We start from the raw sequence: 18,976 nt of genomic DNA on the forward strand, positions 1-18,976 counted from the left end.
GTCAGACGAGTCCTTCAGCGAGCGGGCCCAGTGCGAGCACAGGGAAGTAGGTGAGCGCGGTGACGACGACCGTCACGGTGAGGAGCAGACCGACGAACTGGGGTCGGTGCGTCGGCAGGGTGCCGGAGGTGGCGGGGATGCGCTCCTGCGCCGCGAACGAGCCGGCGAGGGCCAGCACGAGCACGATCGGCAGGAACCGGCCGAGCAGCATCGCGATGCCGAGGGCGGTGTTGAACCACGGGGTGTTCGCGGTGAGTCCGGCGAAAGCGGAGCCGTTGTTGTTCGACGCCGAGGTGAAGGCGTAGAGCACCTCGCTCATGCCGTGCACCCCGGGGTTCAGGATGCTGGTGGACTCCACGTCCTCCCTGATGCCGGGAATCGCGAAGCTCATCGCGGTGCCGACCAGCACCAGGGTCGGCGTCACCAGGATGTACAGGCTCGCGAGCTTGATCTCCCGCGGCCCGATCCGCTTGCCGAGATACTCCGGGGTGCGCCCGACCAGCAGTCCGCCGACGAACACCGCGATGATCGCGAGCACGAGCATGCCGTACAGGCCCGAGCCGACGCCACCGGGAGCGACCTCGCCGAGCATCATGTTCAGCATCGGCATCATGCCGCCGAGCGCCGTGTACGAGTCGTGCATCGAGTTGACGGCGCCCGTCGAGGTGAGGGTGCTCGCGCTGCCGAACAGGGTCGAACCCAGGATGCCGAAGCGCACCTCCTTGCCCTCCATCGCGGCCCCGGCGAGCTCGGGCGCCGTACCGCGGCCCGCGAGCTCGAGCGCCGAGAGGGCGAAGGTCGAGACGAGGAAGATCGTGCCCATGACCGCGGCAATCGCGTAGCCCTGACGATGATCGCCGACCATGCGGCCGAACGTGCGGGGCAGTGCGAACGGGATCACGAGGATCAGCAGCACCTGCAGCAGGTTCGTGAAGCCGGTCGGGTTCTCGAACGGGTGCGCGGAGTTGGCGTTGAAGAAGCCGCCGCCGTTGGTGCCGAGCAGCTTGATGGCCTCCTGCGAGGCGACAGGGCCGCCGGGGATGGTCTGCGTGCCGCCCGACACCGTGGTGACGTCGGTGAAACCGGCGAAGTTCTGGATCACGCCGCCCGCGAGCAGGGCCACGGCGCCGATCAGGGCGATCGGGAGGAGGATGCGGCCGAGACCGCGGATCAGATCGACCCAGAAGTTGCCGATCGTGGTCGAACCCCGGCGGGCGAGACCGCGGATGAGGGCGATCGCGATGGTGAGACCGACCGCGGCCGAGACGAAGTTCTGCACCGTGAGACCAGCGAGCTGCACGGTGTAGCCCATCGTCTGCTCGGGGGAGTACGACTGCCAGTTGGTGTTCGCGACGAAGGAGGCCGCGGTGTTGAACGACAGCCCCTCCGGCACAGCCGGGAGCCCGAGCGACTGCGGCAGGAAGGCCTGCAGCCGCTGAAGCCCGTAGACGAGGAGCACCCCGACGACCGAGAACGCCAGCACGCTGCGGGCATAGGCGCGCCAGGTCTGCTCGGACGACGAGTCGACCCCGATCAGCCGGTAGACGCCGCGCTCGACCCGCAGGTCGCGTGCCGAGGTGTAGACGTGGGCGATGTAGTCGCCGAGGGGGCGGTAGAGGAGCACGAGCACGACCACGACGGCCGCGACCTGCAGGATGCCGAACCCGATCGTCGCGTCCATCAGAACCTCTCCGGGGCGACGAGCGCCACCACGAGGTAGACGACGGCGGCGACCGCGAGGGCGGCCGCGAGGATCTCGAAGACGATCACAGTCGCTCCACCCCCTTGGCCGCCAGGGAGACGAGGGCGAACAGCGCGAGAGTCAGCGCGATGTAGATGATGTCGAGCACGGATCCGATACAACTCCCGCACGGCCCCCATCGCCGCGATCCTCACGCTTCCCCTACGCCCTCCGCCCCGATGCATGCGGGTTGCTCACGGTTGGGCCCTATGCTCACGAGGTGGGAATCAGAAGGATGCGCATCGGGACCGGGACGTGGATCGTCGCCGCCCTCGTGGTCGCGGCGCTCGTGTGCGTGCTCACGGGGTTCCTGCCGCGGGCCGATGCCGGTGCGCTCGGCGAACGGATCGCACCCGTGCTGGGGTTCGTCGTCGCGATCACGATCGTCGCCGAGCTCGCCCGCGACGCGGCGGTGTTCGACGTCGTCTCCCAGCGTCTCGCACGCTGGGGCCGGGGCCGCGTCGCCGTGCTGTGGGCGCTGGTGGTCGTGCTCGCCGTGGTGAGCACCGTGTTCCTCTCGCTCGACACCACTGCCGTGATCGTCACCCCGGTGGTCGTCGTGCTGGCGCAGAGCATCGGCGTCTCCCCGTTGCCGTTCGCCCTGGCCACCGTCTGGCTCGCCAACACGGCATCTCTCGCGCTGCCGGTCTCGAACCTCACGAACCTGCTCGCCGCGCCCGCCATGGGGGAAGGGCCAGGGGCGTTCATCGCGCTGAGCTGGGCGCCCACGCTCGTGGGGATCCTGGTGCCGGTCGCGATCCTCACCGTCCTGCATCGGCGCACGGTCTTCGGTGCGTATGAGACGCCCGTGCCGCGGCGGCCGGCCGATCCGACGCTGTTCTGGAGCGCCACCGGCATCCTCCTCGTGCTGATGCCGCTGCTCGCGCTCACCCACGACGTGTGGATCCCGGCCACGGTCGCGGCTCTCGCGTTGATCGTGCTCTTCGCCGTCCGTCGACGCCGCGCCCTGCGGCTCTCGCTCGTCCCGTGGCAGGCGATCGCGCTCGCCGCGTCGCTGTTCGTGCTGGTCGAGGCCGCGCACGCGCAGGGGCTGCTCGACTTCCTGACCTCGCCCACCGCGAGCGGCGACTCTCCCGGCGACCTGTTCCGGCTGGCCGCGCTCGGGGCCGTGAGCGCCAACGCGATCAACAACCTCCCGGCGTACCTCGTGCTCGAGCCTGCCGCCGGTGATCCCGTCGCCCTGATGGCCCTGCTGATCGGCGTGAACATCGGCCCGCTCATCACCCCGTGGGCATCGCTCGCGACGCTGCTCTGGCACAACCGGATCGTCGCGCTGGGCGTGACGATCCGGTGGAGCCGCTTCATGCTGTGGGGCGTGGTGGCCGCCGTCCCGACCGTGCTCGCCGCGGTGCTCGTGCTGATGCTGGTCGCGGGCTAGCCCGCTCACCTGCCGCGTCAGGCTCAGGGTCGACATCGTGCCACCGGCTGGGGTGACTAGTGTCACGACCCGGTCAGCGGGGAGCCTCGCCGACCCGACGCATCTCGGCTGCGAGGGCCGCGTTGGTCTCGGTGAACTGCGCGGTGATGCGCTCTCGCACCTCAGGTGACTTGTTCTGGCTGAGTTTGGCGCGGGCGTCGAACCGGGCGACGCGCATCCGCAGACCGACCGTCCCCTTCGCCGCTCGTCGTGTGCCCTCCTCGTCTTCCGACAGGTGGCGGCCGTGCGCCCGGTGGTCCTCGAAGTGGTCGGTCAGGCGCGTGAGCATGGCGTAGTTCTCCTCCTCGCTGAGGATCTCGGGGATGCCGTAGAGGTGCGCGGTGACGTGGTTCCAGGTCGGCACCAGGTCGCCGGGCGCGTAGAGGCTCGGCGACACGTAGTCATGCGGTCCCTGGATGATCACGAGTATCTCGTGCCGACCGAGTTCGTGGAGTTGCTCATCCGGCCGTCCGAAGTGGCTCGCTATCACGATGTCGTCCTCGTCCTCGACCAGCAGCGCGGGGTAGTGCGAGGCGATGAGTCCCGTGGTCGTCGGGGAGACGAACGTCGCCCAGGGGTTGCCGCGGATCAGGCGCTTCACCTCGACGGGGTCGGTCATCAGGTAGCGGGGTGTGTGACGCATCAGGACTCCTTCGTGTGGGGCGTGGGCGTGCGGCGGGTGGTTGTCGGGTGACCGATCAGGCGGGTGCGCACCGCGAGCGCGGCGCACGCGATCACGGTGAATCCGCCGACCGCGGTGGCCCAGCCGATCGGCTCGTGCAGCAGGAGTGCAGCCCAGGCGATGCTCATCACGGGCTGGACGAGCTGGATCTGGCTCACCTGTGCCATCGGCCCGATCGCGAGACCGCGGTACCAGGCGAAGAAGCCGAGGAACATGCTCACCGCGGCGAGGTACGTGAACGCCAGCCACTGCACGGGGGTCGCTGCAGGAGGCTGCTGGACCGCTGCCACCACGGTCAGCACGGCCATCAGCGGAGCAGCGACGATCAACGCCCAGGAGATGGTCTGCCAGGAGCCGAGCTCGCGGGCGAGCAGTCCTCCCTCCGCGTATCCGATCGCCGCGGCGACGACGGCACCGAACAGCAGCAGGTCTGCTCCGGTGAGGGAGCCGAGCCCGCCGTTCTGCAGTGCGGCGAAGGCGACCGCGGCGACGGCGCCGAGGAGCGCGAACACCCAGAAGGATCGGGCGGGGCGTTCCCCGGTGCGGAGCACCACGGCGACCGCGGTCGCGGCGGGAAGCAGGCCGATCACGACGGCGCCGTGGCTGGCGGGGGTCGTGGTCATCGCGAAGGAGGTGAGCAGGGGGAACCCGGCCACCACTCCGCCGGCGACGATCGCGAGGCGTGCCCATTGCCGTCCGGTCGGTGTCCGCTGGCGGGTCGCGGCCAGGGCGATCCCGGCGAGGAGGGCGGCGATGACCGCGCGGCCGGATCCGATGAAGAGCGGGGTGAGCCCGCCGATCGCGATGCGCGTGAACGGGAGGGTGAAGGAGAAGGCGAGAACGCCCAGGAGCCCCCACCACAGGCCGTCGCGCGTCGATAGCACTGTCGATCGCGAGGCGATAACGCTACTGTCTACTTTCATGAGTCAGGATAGCAGTGACCGCATCGTCGCCGGCGTGCGCGCGTGGATCGCCTCGGCGTCGCCCGGTGCACGGGTGCCATCGAACCGGGCCCTCATGGCCGAGTACGGGGCGAGCCCGGTGACGGTGCAGAAGGCGATGCAGCAGCTCGTCCGACTCGGCCTGGTCGAGTCGCGACCCGGAGCGGGGACGTTCGTTCGTGCCGTACCGCGTGCCCGCTCGGTCGACTACGGCTGGCAGACGGCTGCCCTCGGCACGGCGCCCACGGGCCTCATCGGCCTGTCGTCGACGCAGCGCACTGTCGCCCCCGACGCGATCGGTATGCACTCGGGCTATCCCGCGGTCGACCTGTTGCCGGAGCGGCTCGTGCGGCAGGCGCTCGTGCGCGCGGCTCGCTCGGACGCGGCACTGACCCGTTCCCCCGCTGCGGGTCTTCCGGAGCTGCAGGCCTGGTTCGCCGGCGAGCTCGCATCCGCCGCTCCCGTCGGCATCACCCCGGCCTCCGCGCGGGACGCGCTCATCATCTCGGGAAGCCAGAGCGGGCTCAGCTCGATCTTCCGCGCGGTCGTGGGCGTCGGGCAACCGCTGCTGATCGAGTCGCCGACGTACTGGGGCGCGCTGCTCGCCGCGGCGCAGGCCGGTGTGACGCTGGTGCCGATCCCCTCCGGCGCGCACGGCCCCGATCCCGACGACATCGAGCGGGCGTTCGCGCAGACCGGGGCTCGGGCGTTCTACGCGCAGCCGACGTTCGCGAATCCGACCGGGGCGCAGTGGCCGCTTGCCACGCGGGAGGCCGTGCTCGAGACGGTCCGCCGCCACGGAGCCTTCCTGATCGAAGACGACTGGGCGCACGACCTGGGGATCGATGCCGACCCGCGTCCGATCGTCGCGTCCGACGACGACGGCCACGTGGTCTACCTGCGCTCGCTCACCAAGAGCGCCTCGCCCGCCCTGCGCGTCGCCGCCGTGATCGCGCGCGGCCCGGCACGGGATCGCATCCTCGCCGATCGGGCGGCCGAGTCCATGTACGTGAGCGGGTTGCTGCAGGCCGCCGCGCTCGACGTGGTCACCCAGCCCGCGTGGCGCACGCACCTCCGCGGATTCCGGGAGCACCTGCGCGCGCGCCGCGACCTGCTGCTCGCGAGCCTGGCGACGCACGCACCCTCCGCGCACGTCGAGGGCGTTCCGGCGGGCGGCCTCAACCTGTGGGTACGGCTGCCCGACGGGACGGATGTCGTGCAGGTCGTGCGCGAGTGCGAGGTGCGCGGGCTCATCATCGCGCCGGGGTCGGAGTGGTTCCCGGCCGAACCGTCCGGTTCCTACGTGCGACTCAACTATGCCAACGCCGACCCTGCCCGCTTCTCCGAGGCCGCCGTCATCCTGGGTGCCGTGCTCGACGTAGCCTGAGGGCGTTCAGCGCTGTTCGGGCTTCGCGCCCAGGTCGGCCCAGAGCCAGGTGAGATCCACCGAGGTCGTCTTCGGTAGCGAAACCGAGGCAGGGTCGAGGGCCGGGCGGAAGATCGCGTCGTCGAGAGTGCTCATACTCTGTATTGCGCGATCCGCCCCGAAGAGTTCACGCTTCGGGCACGCCGTCCTGGGGCGGACCAGCGGGACGGTGCGCACGCCGACCGCTGACGACCACCGGGCGACCGCCCCGCTCCTGACCGGGCAGCGGACGGGAGCGGCGACCGTAGATGAGCTCCGACGAGTCGAGCAGCCACGGGACCAGTGTGATCGACACCCCGTGCACGAGCATGAGCTGGTTGGCGAGCCGGCGGGCGCGACGGTTGTGCAGGAACGACTCCCACCAGTGGCCCACGATGTACTGCGGCAGGTACACGGTCACGACGGACGAGCCGTGCTTCTCGCGGTACTGCTTGATGAACTGCGTCACCGGCTGCGCGAACGAGCGATACGGCGACTCGACGATCACGAGCGGGATCGGCACCAGATGGTCGGCCCAGTCCTTCTGCAGTTGCGCCGCGTCGTCGGAGGCCACGGCCACGTGCACCGCGAGGGTCTTGCCGTGCTTCGCCGCGATCGCGTAGTCGATGGCCTTCACGACGGGCTTCTGCAGACGGTTGACGAGCACGATCGCCAGGTCGCCGGTCGCGCCGAACTTCGTGGTGTCGTCGATCGCGATCTCGTGTTCGACATCGCGGTAGTACCGCTTCACGCCCAGCATCAGGAAGGCGAGGATCGGGATCGCGAAGAACACCAGATACGCACCGTGCGTGAACTTCGTGATCGTCACGATGACGAGCACCAGCACGGTCATCACGGCACCGGTGGAGTTGATGATGAGCCCGACCTTCGCCGAGCGGCGGTCCGCGGCCGATGCGCCGTCGATCCCCGGGCCGGCCTTGTCCTCCGTCGGTCCGCGCAGCACGCGTCGCCAGTGCCGCACCATGCCGATCTGGCCGAGCGAGAACGACACGAACACCCCGATGATGTACAGCTGGATCAGCGTGGTCAGCTTCGCCTGGAACACCAGGAGCACCACGATGGCGCCGATGCCGAGCAGGATCATGCCGTTCGAGAACACCAGGCGGTCGCCGCGGGTGTTGAGCGACTTGGGCGCGTAGCCGTCACGCGCGAGCACGGCCCCCAGCAGCGGGAAGCCGTTGAACGCGGTGTTCGCCGCGAGCAGCAGCACGCACGCGGTGGCGGCCTGGATGATGAAGAAGGGGATGCTGCCTCCGCCGAACGTCGCGGCGGCGATCTGCGCCATGAGGCTCGGCTGCGGGTTCGTGCAGTCGAAGCCGACCAGGTCGCACGGGTTCTCGGCGTAGTGCACACCCGTGATGAGGGCGAGCGCGGTCAGACCGGCGAACAGGCACGCGGCGATGCTGCCCATCAGCACGAGGGTCGACTGGGCGTTGCGGATCTTCGGGGCGCGGAAGGCGGGCACCCCGTTCGAGACGGCCTCGACACCGGTGAGGGCCGAGCATCCGCTCGAGAACGCGCGCAGGATCAGCAGGATCACGGCCGCCTGGCCGAGGCTCTCCGCCTGCACGCTGAAATCGTGGCTCGAGGCCACGGGGGCATCGCCGAGGAAGGTGCGGATGAGTCCGGTGACGATCATGATGCCGACCGACCCGATGAACACGTACGTCGGGATCGCAAAGACCAGAGACGCCTCGCGCACGCCACGCAGGTTCACCACGATGATGAGGATCACGAAGCCGACGGCGAGTTCCACGCGGAACGGGTCGAGACCGGGCACCGCCGAGATGATGTTGTCGACACCGGAGGCGACCGACACGGCGACGGTCAGCACGTAGTCGACCAGGAGGGCCGCAGCAACGATCACGCCGGGGATCTCGCCGAGGTTCTTCGACGCGACCTCGTAGTCACCGCCGCCCGACGGATAGGCCTTGATGAGCTGGCGGTAGCTGAGCACGACCACGACCAGCAGCACCACGACGGCGCCCGCGACGAGCGGCGTGAACGACAGAAAGGTGAGCCCGCCGATCAGCAGGATCATCACGAGCTCCTGCGGGGCGTAAGCCACAGAGCTGAGGGCGTCGGACGCGAAGATCGGCAGAGCCATCCGCTTCGGGAGCAGCTGGTCGTCGACCTGCTGGCTCGTCAGCGGTTCGCCGATGAGGATGCGTTTGGCGCGCGGCGGTGCTTCCGCGCCCTCCCTGTTTTCGTCTGACACGTCCGGCGACACTACGCCTCCTGATGGCATCCTCACGCCATCCTCACGGAATCCCTACGGTGGGATGGCGCGGTCCTCACGGAATCCTTACGCGCAAAGCTACACTGGCACGCGGTGGAAGATCAGGTGCTGCTCGGATTCATCGCGATCGCGATAGGGGTGGCTTTCGGCATCCTCCTGTTCGTGCCCTTCGTGGCGATCAGCTATCGCCGCCGCGGACGTCTCGGCCTCGGTCGCACCGTGCTGTGGCTCGCCGCGCTGATCTACTTCTGGGCCATCTGGACCTACACCCTGCTCCCGCTGCCCGACCCCGACACGATCCGCTGCGTCGGGGCGATCACCGATCCGATGTCGGTCGTGCGGGATGTGCAGAAGGCCTTCGCGGCGCCGGGCAACCCCCTTCGTCAACCGGCACTGCTCCAGCTGGTGTTCAACGTGCTGCTGTTCGTCCCGCTCGGCTTCTTCGTCCGCGTGCTCGCGGGGCGCGGCGTGGTGACCGCGCTCGCCGCCGGGTTCGGGCTGTCGCTGCTGGTCGAGACGACGCAGCTGACCGGGGTGTGGGGCATCTACCCGTGTGCCTACCGTTTCTTCGACGTCGGCGACCTGATGACGAACACCCTGGGTGCGGTGGTCGGCTGCACGCTGGCGCTCGTCGTGCCGCGGACACTCCGTGGTGCGAAGGCGAGCCCCGATGCCGACCGCCCGCGCCCGGTCACCCGAGGGCGTCGTGCCCTCGCCATGCTGTGCGACGCCCTCGCCTACGGATTCCTGAGCACCGGCATCGGCGTGACCGTGCAGGTGTGGCTGGAGTATGTCGTGCGTGACAGGGCGGCCGTGCTCGACGGGTCGATCGCCTCCACGGCAGGAGCCGTCGTCCCCGCCGGCCTGTTCCTGGTGCTGATCCTGGCGACCGGACGCTCGGTCGGCGACTTCGCCGTGCAGTTGCGCTACGCGGGCTCGCGGCTGCCCGCCCCGCTCGCCCGCCTGCTGCGCTGGGTCGGTGGCATCGGCGGCCTCAGCGCGCTCGCCCTGGGTGGCAACCTGTTCGACCTCGCCTCCTCGGTCCTGATCCTCGTCGCGGTCGTGATGCTGTTCACCACTCGCCTCGGCCGGGGCCTTCCCGGGCTCCTGTCGGGCCAGCACCTCACCGACGCGAGGGCCGATGCGCGGGGGGAACGGCAGCTGTAGGGGAACCGTAGGGACATCGGGGATCCACAGCGGTTTCCGATCACGAAGCCGTAACGTCGAGAACATGACGACCGTTCACGTCACCGAGGACACGATCAACCAGGCCCGCGAGCTGCGCGACGAGCTGCAGCGGTTCCTGCGCGAGTACGAGTTCGGGATGCGCGAGGTCGAGACGAAGATCTCGATCCTGCGAGACGAGTTCACGCACGACCACGCGTACAACCCCATCGAGCACGTGAAGAGCCGTCTGAAGTCGCCCGACAGCATCGTCGAGAAGCTTGCCAGGAAGGGCATCGACGAGCCCGACTTCGACCGTATCCGTGCCGACATCACCGACATCGCCGGCGTGCGCGTGACCTGCAGCTTCGTCGCCGACGTATACCGGCTGTTCGACCTGCTCACCGCGCAGGACGACGTCACCGTGCGCACGGTCAAGGACTACATCGCCCACCCGAAGGCCAACGGCTACAAGAGTCTGCACGCGATCATCGAGGTGCCCGTCTTCCTGTCGACAGGTGCGCTCTCGGTGCCGGTCGAGGTGCAGTTCCGCACGATAGCCATGGACTTCTGGGCGAGCCTCGAGCACAAGATCTACTACAAGTTCTCCAACCAGGTGCCCTCGCACCTCGTCGACAGCCTCTCTGATGCGGCGGAAGCGGCGTCGGAGCTCGACAGCCGCATGGAGCGCCTGCACCGTGAGGCGCACGGGGTGCCGCAGCGCCAGCTCGCGCCCCCGCCGCCTCCGGCTCCGAAGTCCACCCCGGACGCACCCTACGCCGCAGTGGCAAGAGGTTCCTCGTCTGGGCGGCCCTGGCCGGTGTGATCGGCGGCGGGGTGTTCCTCGCCACAGCCGAGCTGTTCGCGCTGCTCTTCGCGCGTGCCGCCAGCCCGATCCTCGCGGTCGGCGGGTTCGTGATCGACATCGTGCCGCAGCCCTTCAAGGAGTTCGCGATCGCCACCTTCGGCGAGTACGACAAGATCGCTCTGCTGGCTGGACTCGGGCTCGCTGTGCTCATCGCCTCGGCGATCGCCGGCATCCTGCAGTTCGTGCGCCCGCCGCTCGGCGTGATCGCACTCGTCGTCGCCGGGGTGCTCTCCACCGCCGCCATCGTGACCAGGGCGGCCGTGTCGCCCCTGGCCTTCCTGCCTCCGGTGCTCGGAACCGTCGCCGGGTCGATCATCCTCGTGCTCCTCAGCCGCCGTCTGCGCGGGTGGAGGGACGCCCGCACTGCCGTCGGGGAAGCCGGCCGAACCGCCGGGGCGCAAGCCGGCAGCACCGCCGGGGCGCAAGCCGCCGGTGCCCATGACTCCGGCGCGGTAATCGCCGAGTCGGAGGACGGCGGTGTCGGGCCGGCGGATGTCGAGCCCGCTCGACCCGGCATCGACCGACGCCGATTCTTCGTCCTCGCCGCGCTCGCCGGAGCATCCGCGCTGGTCGTGGGGATCACGGCACGGACGGTGAGCATGGCCGTGTCGTCGGTCGAGGCGATCCGTAGCGCGCTCAAGCTCCCCACCCCGAAGACCAGGGTCACGGTGCCGCAGGGTGCGGAGCTCGACATCCCGGGCCTCAGCAAGCTCTTCACCCCCAACAAGGACTTCTACCGCGTCGACACCGCGCTCACGGTCCCCTCGATCGACCCGGACACCTGGCGACTCGTGATCGACGGTATGGTCGACCAGCGCGTGGAGATGAGCTTCCAGGACCTCCTCGACATGGGCCTCGACGAGTACGCGATCACGCTCACCTGCGTGTCGAACGAGGTCGGCGGCGAGCTCGTCGGTAACGCGAAGTGGCTCGGAGTGCCGTTGCGCGACGTGTTGAAGAAGGCGGGCGTGAAATCCGGGGCCGACATGGTGCTCTCGCGCAGCGTCGACGGCTATACCGCGAGCACGCCGCTCTCGGCGCTCACCGACGACAACCTCGATGCGATCCTGGCGGTCGGCATGAACGGAGAGCCGCTGCCCCTCGAGCACGGCTTCCCGGTGCGGATGGTGGTGCCAGGGCTCTACGGCTACGTGTCGGCGACCAAGTGGCTCACCGAGCTGAAGGTCACGACCTTCGACAAGGACGAGGCGTACTGGACGCCCCGCGGGTACAGCGCAGAGGCCCCGATCAAGTTCGCCTCGCGCGTCGACACTCCCAAGATCGGGGAGGCGGTCGCGGCGGGGAAGATCCCGATCGCCGGTGTCGCCTGGGCCCAGTCGGTCGGGATCGAACGCGTCGAGGTCAGTATCGACAACGGTGACTGGATGCCGGCGACGCTGTCGGCTCCGATCAACGACGACACGTGGGTGCAGTGGTTCATGGAGTGGGATGCCACCCCTGGCACGCACTACGTCGCCGTGCGCGCGGTCAACAAGAACGGCGATCTGCAGATCGAGGAGCGCGCCCCCATCGCCCCGAACGGATCTTCGGGATGGCAGCGTTCGCTCATCCGGGTCAACTGAGTCCGGTGCACAGCCGACCTCGCGGGCCTAGTGTGGGAGCCATGGGCCCGCTCCCCGCACTCGTGATCACGGTTTCCGACCGATCCTTCTCGGGGGAGCGTGAGGATCGGGGAGGTCCGATCGCCGTGGGGTTGCTGCGTGACGCGGGATGGCACTGCCCCGACGCCGAGATCGTGGCGGACGGGATCGATTCGGTGGCGGACGCCCTGCGCAGAGCCGTCGCCCGTGGCATCCGCCTGGTCGTGACCACCGGCGGTACCGGTGTCGGGCCGCGCGACCTGACGCCGGAGGGCACCCGGCGCGTGATCACCAGGGAGATCCCGGGGATCGCGGAGGAGCTGCGTCGCAGCGGACTCGCCGACACCCCGCTCTCGATCTTGTCGCGCGGTCTCGCCGGCGTCGTCGATCCCGCGGGGATGCTCGTGGTGAACCTGCCCGGATCCACGCGAGCCGTGGCCTCCGGCGTACCCGTGGTGCTCGGCGTCGCCGGGCACATCCTGGACCAGGTGGAGGGCGGAGACCACTCATGAACGACGTACGAATCGCTGCGGTGACGGAGGAGCGCCTCGACCTCGACGCGCACCTCGCCGCGGTCGAAGACCCTCGACTCGGCGCGGTGACCACCTTCGTCGGCCGGGTGCGCGACAACGACCCGGATGCCGAGACGCCGGTCGTCGGGCTGGAGTACAGCGCCCATCCCGATGCCGAAGCCGCGCTGCGAAGCATCGCCGCCGAAGCGGGGGCCGGATCCGAAGCCCCTGCCGTGGTGGCGGTGAGTCATCGCATCGGGCGGCTCGATGTGGGCGATGCGGCTGTCGTGATCGCGGTCGCCTCCGAACACCGCGCCGAGGCGTTCGAGGTGTGCCGAGCGGTCATCGAGGCGATCAAGAGCGACCTCCCCGTGTGGAAGCGTCAGCTCGAGGTCGACGGGACCTCGTCGTGGAAGGGCATCGGCGGCTGACTCCGCCGCGTCACTTGCATGAGCTTTTGACGTCTGCCGGAGGAAACGCCGCCCAGCGATCATGCAGGTGTCCCCCGGTCATGCATGTGACCAGCAGACGCGGCAGGTCGCGTGCGGTCAGCCGCCGGCGAAGGGCGGGAGAACGTCGATGAGCTCGGCGTCGTCGAGGGCGAGGTCGTCGTCGCTGCGCACTCCATCGACCATGACGGCGCAGCGCGGAAGGATGTCGGCCAGCGCCGGATGCTCGGCGACCACGGCGGTGCGCAGCGCGACGAGTGTCGTCTCCGCGCGCTCCTCGGAGTCGACACCGGCAGCCTCCGCGGCCGCGGCGAAGTAGCGCACCCGAGTCATCGGGCGTCTCCATCGGCGTGGGTCTCTCCGGGAGATGCTTCGCCGGGACGCACCCAGTCGCCGGAGCGCCCACCCGACTTCGCCACGATGCGCACGTCCTCGATCACCACGGCGCGGTCCATGCCCTTGATCATGTCGACGACCGCCAGAGCGGTGACCGACACGGCGGTGAGCGCCTCCATCTCCACACCGGTGCGATCGGCGGTGCCCACCGTGGCCTCGATGCGCACGCCGTCGTCGACGATCTCGAGGTCGACGCTCGCCCGGTGCACCCCGATCACGTGCGCCAGCGGCAGCAGCGCAGGGGTGGACTTGGCCGCCTGGATACCCGCGATGCGTGCCACGGCGAGCACGTCGCCCTTCGGCATCGTCCCGTCGCGCAGGGCGGCGATCACATCGGTGCTGCAGCGCACGAAGCCGCGGGCGGTGGCGGTGCGGACGGTCGGCTGCTTCGCGGTCACGTCGACCATGTGCGCGCGGCCGGCCGCGTCGAGGTGAGGGAAACTCATCCGACCAGCATGACATCGATCACGTCGCCGACGGCGACCGTCTCGACCTCGGCCGGCACGATCGCGAACGCGTGCGCGCGAGCGAGGCCTCCGGCGAGGTGGGATCCCGATCCGCCCGCGGTCGCCGGACGCACGGTGCGCGCGGCGAGGTCGACGACGGCGGGAAGATACTGGCGGCGGCCAGGGGGAGGCGTCCACGAGGCATCCGCGGTGAGCGGCGCATGCGGGCGGTGGATCTCGCTCCGTCCCTGCATCGCGAGCAGCGCGGGTCGCACGAACACCTCGAACGACACGGCGACGCTGACGGGGTTGCCCGGCAGGCCGAACACCAGGCACCCACCCTCGAGCACCCCGAAGGCCTGAGGCTTGCCCGGCTGCATCGCGACCGCGCTGAACTCGACCTGTCCGCCGCCGTCGAAGGCCCCGCGCACGGGCTCGTAGGCGCCTGCGCTCACGCCGCCGGTGAAGACGATCACGTCCGCGCCGAGGGCCGTGGCTTCGGCGGTGACGGCTCCGACGGCCTCGGGCTCGTCGGGAACGCGCGCGACCAGAACGACCTCGGCGTTGGCGTCGGCGACCAGCTGCTGGAGCAGGGGGCCGTTCGAGTCGGGGATGCGCCCGCGCACCGGTGCGTCTCCCGGTCCGAGCAGTTCGCTTCCGGTCGACACCACGACCACGCGGGGCGCACGGGTGACCGAGACCGCCTCGACGCCCGCGGCGACCGCTGCGGCGAGCTGGAAGGGCCCGAGGCGTTCACCCGCGTGCACGACCTCATCGCCTGCGTGCAGGTCGGCGCCGCGCCGGCGTACGAACACGCCGGGCCTGGCGGGGGCGCGCAGCACCGTCACCTCTCCGAGGGAGTCGGCGAGACCACCGGCCGTGTCCTCGAAAGGCACGATCACGTCGGCATCGGTGGGCGTGGGAGAACCGGTCATGATGCGGGCGGCTTCGCCAGGGCCGAGCGCCGGGTCGAGGGCGACGCCGGCAGGGAGGTCGGCGACCACACGCAGCGTCACCGGGTTCTGCTCGGAGGCCGACGCGACGTCCGCACCGCGCACCGCGAACCCGTCCATCGCGGAGTTGTCGAACAGGGGGATGTCGTGGGCGGCCGCGGCGGGTGCGGCGAGTGTGCGTCCTGCGGCATCCGCCACCGGGAGCGTGACCTGCTCGACGACGCGAACCGCGTCGAGCACGCGGGAGAGCTGCTCCTCGACCGTGCGGCGGCCGCTCATGCCGACACCCCCGATGCTGTGGATGCCGGGCGGATCGAGATCTCGTGCTGCCGGGAGGTCAGCGCATCGATCATCGCGAGCCGCCCGAGCAGCGGTTCACCGGCGCCGGTGACGAGCTTGATCACCTCGCCGGCCAACATCCCGCCCACCTGCACGCACAGCGCCCCGAGCACCCCGACCTGGGCACAGCTGGGTGGCTCGCCCTCGGTGCCCAGCGGGAAGAGGTCCGCGAGCACCACCGACTCTCCCTCCGGCGGGGTCGACCAGAAGACAGTGACCTGCGCGTGCCACTCCTGCACGGCACCCCACACGAGCGGGAGTCCGAGCTCCTCGGCCGCAGCGGCCACATCCCGGCGGGTCGCGAACGAGTCGCTCGTGTCGACCACGAGATCGGCGCCCGCGAGGAGCCGCTCGGCGTTGGCGCTGTCGAGGCGTTCGAACACCGGGTGCACGACGGTCTGCGGGGCGAGAGACGCGATCGCGCGCGCGGCGGATGCGGTCTTCGCGACACCGATGTCCTCCACCCGATGGGCGAGCTGACGCTGCAGGTTGGTGAGCTCCACCACGTCGTCGTCGATCACGGTGAGCGTGCCGACCCCCGCGGCGGCGAGGGCGAGCAGCACGGGGGAGCCGAGCCCGCCCGCGCCGACGACGGTGACACGAGCCGCGCTCAGGCGGCGCTGGCCTTCCTCGCCGATGCCGGTGAGGACCGCATGCCGCGCAGTGCGGACGAGTTCTTCCGGCGCCAGCGCGGCGGCAGGGGCGACGAGAGGCTGCATGGGTTCAGCGTATGCCCGCTCCGCCGACTGTGTCTTCAGCCCTCGGTCTCCGTCATCGCACCGAGCTCGGAGGGATGCGTCAGCCGCCACCACTCCGTCGGCTGGTCGATGGTGCCCGAGATCGTGACTGCAGCGGTGACGGTGTTCGGGCCGGCGGTCCAGGTGACGGTTCCCACCTCCGTGCCGTCGCGATAGGTCGGCGGAGTCTTGATGTCCATCGTCACGACGACCGGTGTGTCCGACCAGGTGAAGATCGTCGCGTCCTCGTCGATGAGCAGCTGGGCGCTGTCTCCCCAGGGTGTCGTGATCGTGCCCACCTCCTGCCCTGCCGACGCGACCGGCACCTGGTGGAACCCGGCGCGGATGCTGTCGAGCACCGCGAGCACACCGGCGTTGACCGACTCGCGCGACGCTCCCCCGAGTACGACCCCGGTCACCGCGAGCGGCTCGGCCGTGCCGACGGCCAGACTCGCGGTGTACAGCAGGCTGTAGGTGCCCTCGCCCAACGTGCCCGTCTTCAATCCCGTGATCCCCGTCGTCCCGAGGAGGCCGTTGGTGTTGTGGAGCAGGCCGGCGCCGGGAAGCGTGATCGACGGAGTCGCCACGATCTGGGCGATGACCGGGTTCGCCGCGGCGAGTTTGCCGATCGCGAGGAGATCGGTGGGTGTGCTGGTGTTGCGGGGACTGATGCCCGTGGGCTCGGTGATCGTCGTGCCGGTCAGCCCGTGGGCGGCAAGCCAGTTTCGCGTGGCGCCGAGGAACGCGTTCTGCGACCCGAAGATCCGGGAGGACAGTGCATCGGCGTAGTTGCTGGCCGAGGGGATGAGCATGGCGGCCAGGGCATCGCGCAGCGACATCGAGGTGCCGGTGGGCATGGGGGCGATCGTCGCCCCGAGGACGTAGTAACGGTCGTAGAGGTCGTGATCGGCCTTGCTGAAAGTGATGGTGGGACCCGGGTCGTCGGCGGAGGCGAGCGGGGAGGCATCGAGGATGACCAGGGCGGTGATGAGCTTGGTGATGCTCGCGATGGGCAGGGGCTCGCCCGTGCCGCTCGACGACCAGACGCCGTTCGCCGTTTCGCCGAGATAGACGTCAGCGCCCGCGACGCTGAGCGCCGAGGCATCCGCCGGGGGCGTGGTGATCGATGCCGGAGCGGCTGCCGGCACCTGCGGCATCTGCGTCGACACCGCCGGCGGACTCACGGGAGCGGTGAGTGCCCACCCGACGTAGCCGCCCGCCGCGGCAAGCAGCAGCACGACGACGATGGCGGTGGCGACGAGGCCGCGGCGCCGTCGCCGTCTGCGTACCTCCGGGGGGATCCGGTCAGGGGTGGAGAACTCCTGTTCGCGGGCCATCAGCTCCGCGAAGTCGGACAGCCCGTCCTGTGGTTGATTCGGCGCCGTCATCGAGAGCCATCATGGCGGAGAACCCGCCCGCGCGGTATCGGCCATTCGGGGGACACGACGGATTGTCGCAGAATCGGAACTATCGACCTGATCTCTCCGCTCGTGCGGTAGATTCCTCTCATGCAGACCTATCGGATCGCCCGGGCCGCGCAACTGCTCGGCGTCAGCGACGACACCGTCCGTCGCTGGATCGAGCAGGGATTGCTGCCGGTCACCGATGCGGCGCCGGCGGAGATCCCCGGTGACGCGCTCGCGGCACGGGCCGAGGCGCTCGCCGCGGAGGAGTCGGATGCCGGGAGCGTGCTCTCCAGCGCCCGCAATCGCTTCCTCGGCATCGTGACCCGCGTGCAGATCGACGGGCTGATGGCGCAGGTCGACATCCAGTCAGGGCCGCATCGCGTCGTTTCGCTCATGTCCGCTGAGGCGGCCCGCGATCTGCAGCTCGAGGTGGGCTCACTCGCCACCGCATCCGTCAAGGCGACGCAGGTCGTCGTCGAGGTCCCGAAAGACTGACATGAACCGCACGCTCCGCCGCTCCACCGTCCTCGTCCTCGCCGCCGCCGTCCTCGCCCTGGGCGGCTGTGCGAGCACGGCAGGGAGCACGCCGTCGCCATCGGCCGCCACCGAGCAGAGCAGCCTGAGTGGAGACCTCACGGTCTACGCCGCCGCATCGCTCAGCGGCGCCTTCGATGCCATCGGCGAGGCGTTCGTCGCCGAGAATCCGGAGGTGCGGTTCAGCCCGGTGTACGACGGCTCATCCACGCTGGTCACGCAGATCCTCGAAGGCGCACCGGCCGATGTGTTCGCCTCGGCCGACGAGGCGAACATGGGCAAGGCCGCCGACGTCACCGCGGATCCGACGCTGTTCGCCTCCAACACCCTCGTCATCGCGGTGCCTTCCGGGAACCCGGGCGGCGTCGAGACGCTCGCCGATCTGGCCGACGTGACCACGGTGCTGTGTGCACCGGAGGTGCCGTGCGGTGCTGCTTCCGCGAAGCTGCTAGCCGCCGCGGATGTGACGGTCGATGCGTCCAGCCTCGAGCAGAACGTGACGGCGGTGCTCACGAAGGTCGCCGCGTCCGAGGCCGATGCCGGACTCGTGTACGCCACTGACGTGATCGGGCGTTCCGATGTCGAGGCAGTCGTGCCCGATGGTGCGGACGAAGTCGTCAACCATTACCCGATCGCCGCGCTCTCGGACGCGCCGAACGCCGAGGCGGCTGATGCGTTCGTGGCGTTCGTGCTGTCGGCCGCCGGACAGAAGATCCTGGCGGACTTCGGCTTCGGAGCCCCATGAGTGCAGCAGGGGGTCGAGGGTACGCTCCGCGGGCGCTCGCCATCCCCGCTGCGATCGGTCTGGCCTTCCTGATCCTGCCGTTGATCGCTCTCGTCGCGCGTGTGCAGTGGTCGACGTTCCTGGCCGATGTGACGTCGCAGGCAGCCCTCTCTGCTCTCCTCCTCTCGCTCGGCACCGGCCTCGTCGCCACGCTGCTCTGCATCGTCGTCGGCGTTCCGCTCGCGCTGTACATCGCCCGTTCCGGCCCCCGGCTCGCCGCCGTGCTCCGCGCCGTCGTCACGGTGCCGCTGGTGCTGCCGCCGATGGTGGGCGGCGTCGCGCTGCTGTACCTGTTCGGACGTGCGGGGTGGTTCGGCGGG

At 69.9% G+C, this 18,976-nt stretch carries 20 protein-coding genes and 1 pseudogene; 10 read left to right on the forward strand and 11 right to left on the reverse strand.

Annotated features, from left to right (window positions below):
- Nucleotide 1: 1 nt before the first annotated feature.
- Both kdpA and AX744_RS07995 read right to left on the reverse strand, forming a co-directional pair.
- A complete protein-coding gene (kdpA, locus tag AX744_RS07990) occupies nucleotides 2-1,681 on the reverse strand; it encodes a potassium-transporting ATPase subunit KdpA (protein ID WP_061016206.1) in 1,680 nt (559 codons plus the stop codon).
- Nucleotides 1,681-1,770, reverse strand: a complete 90-nt coding sequence (locus AX744_RS07995; protein ID WP_017201862.1) for a potassium-transporting ATPase subunit F — start codon at nucleotides 1,768-1,770, stop codon at nucleotides 1,681-1,683. The genes kdpA and AX744_RS07995 overlap by 1 nt, the downstream gene beginning before the upstream one ends.
- Before the next feature lie 206 nt (nucleotides 1,771-1,976).
- On the opposite strand from AX744_RS07995, the gene AX744_RS08000 reads away from it, so the two are divergent.
- A complete protein-coding gene (locus AX744_RS08000; RefSeq protein ID WP_061016208.1) occupies nucleotides 1,977-3,140 on the forward strand; it encodes an SLC13 family permease in 1,164 nt (387 codons plus the stop codon).
- 73 nt (nucleotides 3,141-3,213) lie between these two features.
- Here the strand turns inward: AX744_RS08000 and AX744_RS08005 are convergent, their stop codons facing one another.
- Both AX744_RS08005 and AX744_RS08010 read right to left on the reverse strand, forming a co-directional pair.
- Nucleotides 3,214-3,822: an FMN-binding negative transcriptional regulator gene (locus AX744_RS08005; RefSeq protein ID WP_046746778.1), complete on the reverse strand. Its 609-nt coding sequence runs from the start codon at nucleotides 3,820-3,822 to the stop codon at nucleotides 3,214-3,216.
- Complete coding sequence (locus AX744_RS08010; protein WP_058632006.1) at nucleotides 3,822-4,784, reverse strand: DMT family transporter; 963 nt, start codon at nucleotides 4,782-4,784, stop codon at nucleotides 3,822-3,824. The genes AX744_RS08005 and AX744_RS08010 overlap by 1 nt, the downstream gene beginning before the upstream one ends.
- On the opposite strand from AX744_RS08010, the gene AX744_RS08015 reads away from it, so the two are divergent.
- Nucleotides 4,783-6,189, forward strand: coding sequence for an aminotransferase-like domain-containing protein (locus tag AX744_RS08015; protein ID WP_061016211.1), 1,407 nt, complete (start codon nucleotides 4,783-4,785; stop codon nucleotides 6,187-6,189). The two genes, AX744_RS08010 and AX744_RS08015, sit on opposite strands and share 2 nt — an antisense overlap.
- A gap of 6 nt (nucleotides 6,190-6,195) precedes the next feature.
- Here the strand turns inward: AX744_RS08015 and AX744_RS21200 are convergent, their stop codons facing one another.
- Together AX744_RS21200 and AX744_RS08020 are read right to left on the reverse strand one after the other, a co-directional pair.
- Nucleotides 6,196-6,324 (reverse strand): hypothetical protein, encoded by a 129-nt coding sequence (locus AX744_RS21200; protein WP_257022224.1) that lies wholly within the window; start codon nucleotides 6,322-6,324, stop codon nucleotides 6,196-6,198.
- Nucleotides 6,325-6,355: 31 nt separating this feature from the next.
- A complete protein-coding gene (locus tag AX744_RS08020; protein WP_218867851.1) occupies nucleotides 6,356-8,476 on the reverse strand; it encodes an APC family permease in 2,121 nt (706 codons plus the stop codon).
- A gap of 84 nt (nucleotides 8,477-8,560) precedes the next feature.
- On the opposite strand from AX744_RS08020, the gene AX744_RS08025 reads away from it, so the two are divergent.
- The 5 genes from AX744_RS08025 to AX744_RS08045 all read left to right on the forward strand — a co-directional run bounded on the left by AX744_RS08025 (nucleotide 8,561) and on the right by AX744_RS08045 (nucleotide 13,043).
- Nucleotides 8,561-9,634 carry a VanZ family protein gene (locus AX744_RS08025; RefSeq protein ID WP_061016212.1) on the forward strand — a complete coding sequence of 358 codons (1,074 nt, stop codon included), beginning with the start codon at nucleotides 8,561-8,563 and terminating at the stop codon, nucleotides 9,632-9,634.
- A 64-nt stretch (nucleotides 9,635-9,698) separates the two neighbouring features.
- Complete coding sequence (locus tag AX744_RS08030) at nucleotides 9,699-10,457, forward strand: GTP pyrophosphokinase (protein ID WP_061016213.1); 759 nt, start codon at nucleotides 9,699-9,701, stop codon at nucleotides 10,455-10,457.
- Nucleotides 10,458-10,468: 11 nt separating this feature from the next.
- Nucleotides 10,469-12,082 (forward strand): molybdopterin-dependent oxidoreductase, encoded by a 1,614-nt coding sequence (locus AX744_RS08035; RefSeq protein WP_231728763.1) that lies wholly within the window; start codon nucleotides 10,469-10,471, stop codon nucleotides 12,080-12,082.
- A gap of 41 nt (nucleotides 12,083-12,123) precedes the next feature.
- On the forward strand, nucleotides 12,124-12,612 hold the full coding sequence (locus AX744_RS08040) for a MogA/MoaB family molybdenum cofactor biosynthesis protein (protein WP_061016217.1): 489 nt from the start codon (nucleotides 12,124-12,126) through the stop codon (nucleotides 12,610-12,612).
- The gene (locus AX744_RS08045; RefSeq protein ID WP_046746787.1) at nucleotides 12,609-13,043 is read left to right on the forward strand and encodes a molybdenum cofactor biosynthesis protein MoaE; all 435 of its coding nucleotides are present in this window, start codon (nucleotides 12,609-12,611) and stop codon (nucleotides 13,041-13,043) included. Before AX744_RS08040 ends, AX744_RS08045 begins: the two co-directional genes overlap by 4 nt.
- Before the next feature lie 117 nt (nucleotides 13,044-13,160).
- Here the strand turns inward: AX744_RS08045 and AX744_RS08050 are convergent, their stop codons facing one another.
- The 5 genes from AX744_RS08050 to AX744_RS08070 are packed head-to-tail and all read right to left on the reverse strand — an operon-like array spanning nucleotide 13,161 to nucleotide 17,320.
- Nucleotides 13,161-13,394: a MoaD/ThiS family protein gene (locus AX744_RS08050; protein WP_046746788.1), complete on the reverse strand. Its 234-nt coding sequence runs from the start codon at nucleotides 13,392-13,394 to the stop codon at nucleotides 13,161-13,163.
- Entirely contained in the window at nucleotides 13,391-13,903 is a 513-nt protein-coding gene (gene moaC / locus AX744_RS08055; RefSeq protein ID WP_046746789.1) for a cyclic pyranopterin monophosphate synthase MoaC, read from the reverse strand. Before moaC ends, AX744_RS08050 begins: the two co-directional genes overlap by 4 nt.
- Complete coding sequence (locus AX744_RS08060) at nucleotides 13,900-15,135, reverse strand: molybdopterin molybdotransferase MoeA (RefSeq protein ID WP_061016219.1); 1,236 nt, start codon at nucleotides 15,133-15,135, stop codon at nucleotides 13,900-13,902. The genes moaC and AX744_RS08060 overlap by 4 nt, the downstream gene beginning before the upstream one ends.
- Nucleotides 15,132-15,914 (reverse strand): HesA/MoeB/ThiF family protein, encoded by a 783-nt coding sequence (locus AX744_RS08065; RefSeq protein WP_058632001.1) that lies wholly within the window; start codon nucleotides 15,912-15,914, stop codon nucleotides 15,132-15,134. The genes AX744_RS08060 and AX744_RS08065 overlap by 4 nt, the downstream gene beginning before the upstream one ends.
- A 35-nt stretch (nucleotides 15,915-15,949) precedes the next feature.
- Nucleotides 15,950-17,320, reverse strand: coding sequence for a D-alanyl-D-alanine carboxypeptidase family protein (locus tag AX744_RS08070; protein ID WP_061016221.1), 1,371 nt, complete (start codon nucleotides 17,318-17,320; stop codon nucleotides 15,950-15,952).
- Between the two features lie 120 nt (nucleotides 17,321-17,440).
- Here AX744_RS08070 and AX744_RS08075 point away from each other — a divergent pair, with 120 nt between their 5' ends.
- From AX744_RS08075 to AX744_RS08085, 3 genes and pseudogenes are all read left to right on the forward strand, one after another.
- Nucleotides 17,441-17,833 (forward strand): TOBE domain-containing protein, encoded by a 393-nt coding sequence (locus tag AX744_RS08075; RefSeq protein WP_058631999.1) that lies wholly within the window; start codon nucleotides 17,441-17,443, stop codon nucleotides 17,831-17,833.
- Between the two features lies 1 nt (nucleotide 17,834).
- Nucleotides 17,835-18,617, forward strand: a complete 783-nt coding sequence (modA, locus tag AX744_RS08080; RefSeq protein WP_061016222.1) for a molybdate ABC transporter substrate-binding protein — start codon at nucleotides 17,835-17,837, stop codon at nucleotides 18,615-18,617.
- A pseudogene (locus AX744_RS08085) lies at nucleotides 18,614-18,976 on the forward strand (molybdate ABC transporter permease subunit); the annotation flags it as partial. The gene modA and the pseudogene AX744_RS08085, both read left to right, overlap by 4 nt.

The sequence above is a fragment of the Microbacterium sp. CCH5-D1 genome (assembly GCF_001557335.1).
GTDB lineage: Bacteria > Actinomycetota > Actinomycetes > Actinomycetales > Microbacteriaceae > Microbacterium > Microbacterium oxydans.

Bases quoted from the DNA above. Each gene is read 5' to 3' on its own strand.
- kdpA (WP_061016206.1), bottom strand. From the start codon at position 1,681: ATGGACGCGACGATCGGGTTCGGCATCCTGCAGGTCGCGGCCGTCGTG.
- AX744_RS08000 (WP_061016208.1), top strand. From the start codon at position 1,977: ATGCGCATCGGGACCGGGACGTGGATCGTCGCCGCCCTCGTGGTCGCG.
- AX744_RS08005 (WP_046746778.1), bottom strand. From the start codon at position 3,822: ATGCGTCACACACCCCGCTACCTGATGACCGACCCCGTCGAGGTGAAG.
- AX744_RS08015 (WP_061016211.1), top strand. From the start codon at position 4,783: ATGAGTCAGGATAGCAGTGACCGCATCGTCGCCGGCGTGCGCGCGTGG.
- AX744_RS08010 (WP_058632006.1), bottom strand. From the start codon at position 4,784: ATGAAAGTAGACAGTAGCGTTATCGCCTCGCGATCGACAGTGCTATCG.
- AX744_RS21200 (WP_257022224.1), bottom strand. From the start codon at position 6,324: ATGAGCACTCTCGACGACGCGATCTTCCGCCCGGCCCTCGACCCTGCC.
- AX744_RS08020 (WP_218867851.1), bottom strand. From the start codon at position 8,476: ATGCCATCAGGAGGCGTAGTGTCGCCGGACGTGTCAGACGAAAACAGG.
- AX744_RS08030 (WP_061016213.1), top strand. From the start codon at position 9,699: ATGACGACCGTTCACGTCACCGAGGACACGATCAACCAGGCCCGCGAG.
- AX744_RS08040 (WP_061016217.1), top strand. From the start codon at position 12,124: ATGGGCCCGCTCCCCGCACTCGTGATCACGGTTTCCGACCGATCCTTC.
- AX744_RS08045 (WP_046746787.1), top strand. From the start codon at position 12,609: ATGAACGACGTACGAATCGCTGCGGTGACGGAGGAGCGCCTCGACCTC.
- AX744_RS08050 (WP_046746788.1), bottom strand. From the start codon at position 13,394: ATGACTCGGGTGCGCTACTTCGCCGCGGCCGCGGAGGCTGCCGGTGTC.
- moaC (WP_046746789.1), bottom strand. From the start codon at position 13,903: ATGAGTTTCCCTCACCTCGACGCGGCCGGCCGCGCGCACATGGTCGAC.
- AX744_RS08060 (WP_061016219.1), bottom strand. From the start codon at position 15,135: ATGAGCGGCCGCCGCACGGTCGAGGAGCAGCTCTCCCGCGTGCTCGAC.
- AX744_RS08065 (WP_058632001.1), bottom strand. From the start codon at position 15,914: ATGCAGCCTCTCGTCGCCCCTGCCGCCGCGCTGGCGCCGGAAGAACTC.
- AX744_RS08070 (WP_061016221.1), bottom strand. From the start codon at position 17,320: ATGACGGCGCCGAATCAACCACAGGACGGGCTGTCCGACTTCGCGGAG.
- AX744_RS08075 (WP_058631999.1), top strand. From the start codon at position 17,441: ATGCAGACCTATCGGATCGCCCGGGCCGCGCAACTGCTCGGCGTCAGC.
- modA (WP_061016222.1), top strand. From the start codon at position 17,835: ATGAACCGCACGCTCCGCCGCTCCACCGTCCTCGTCCTCGCCGCCGCC.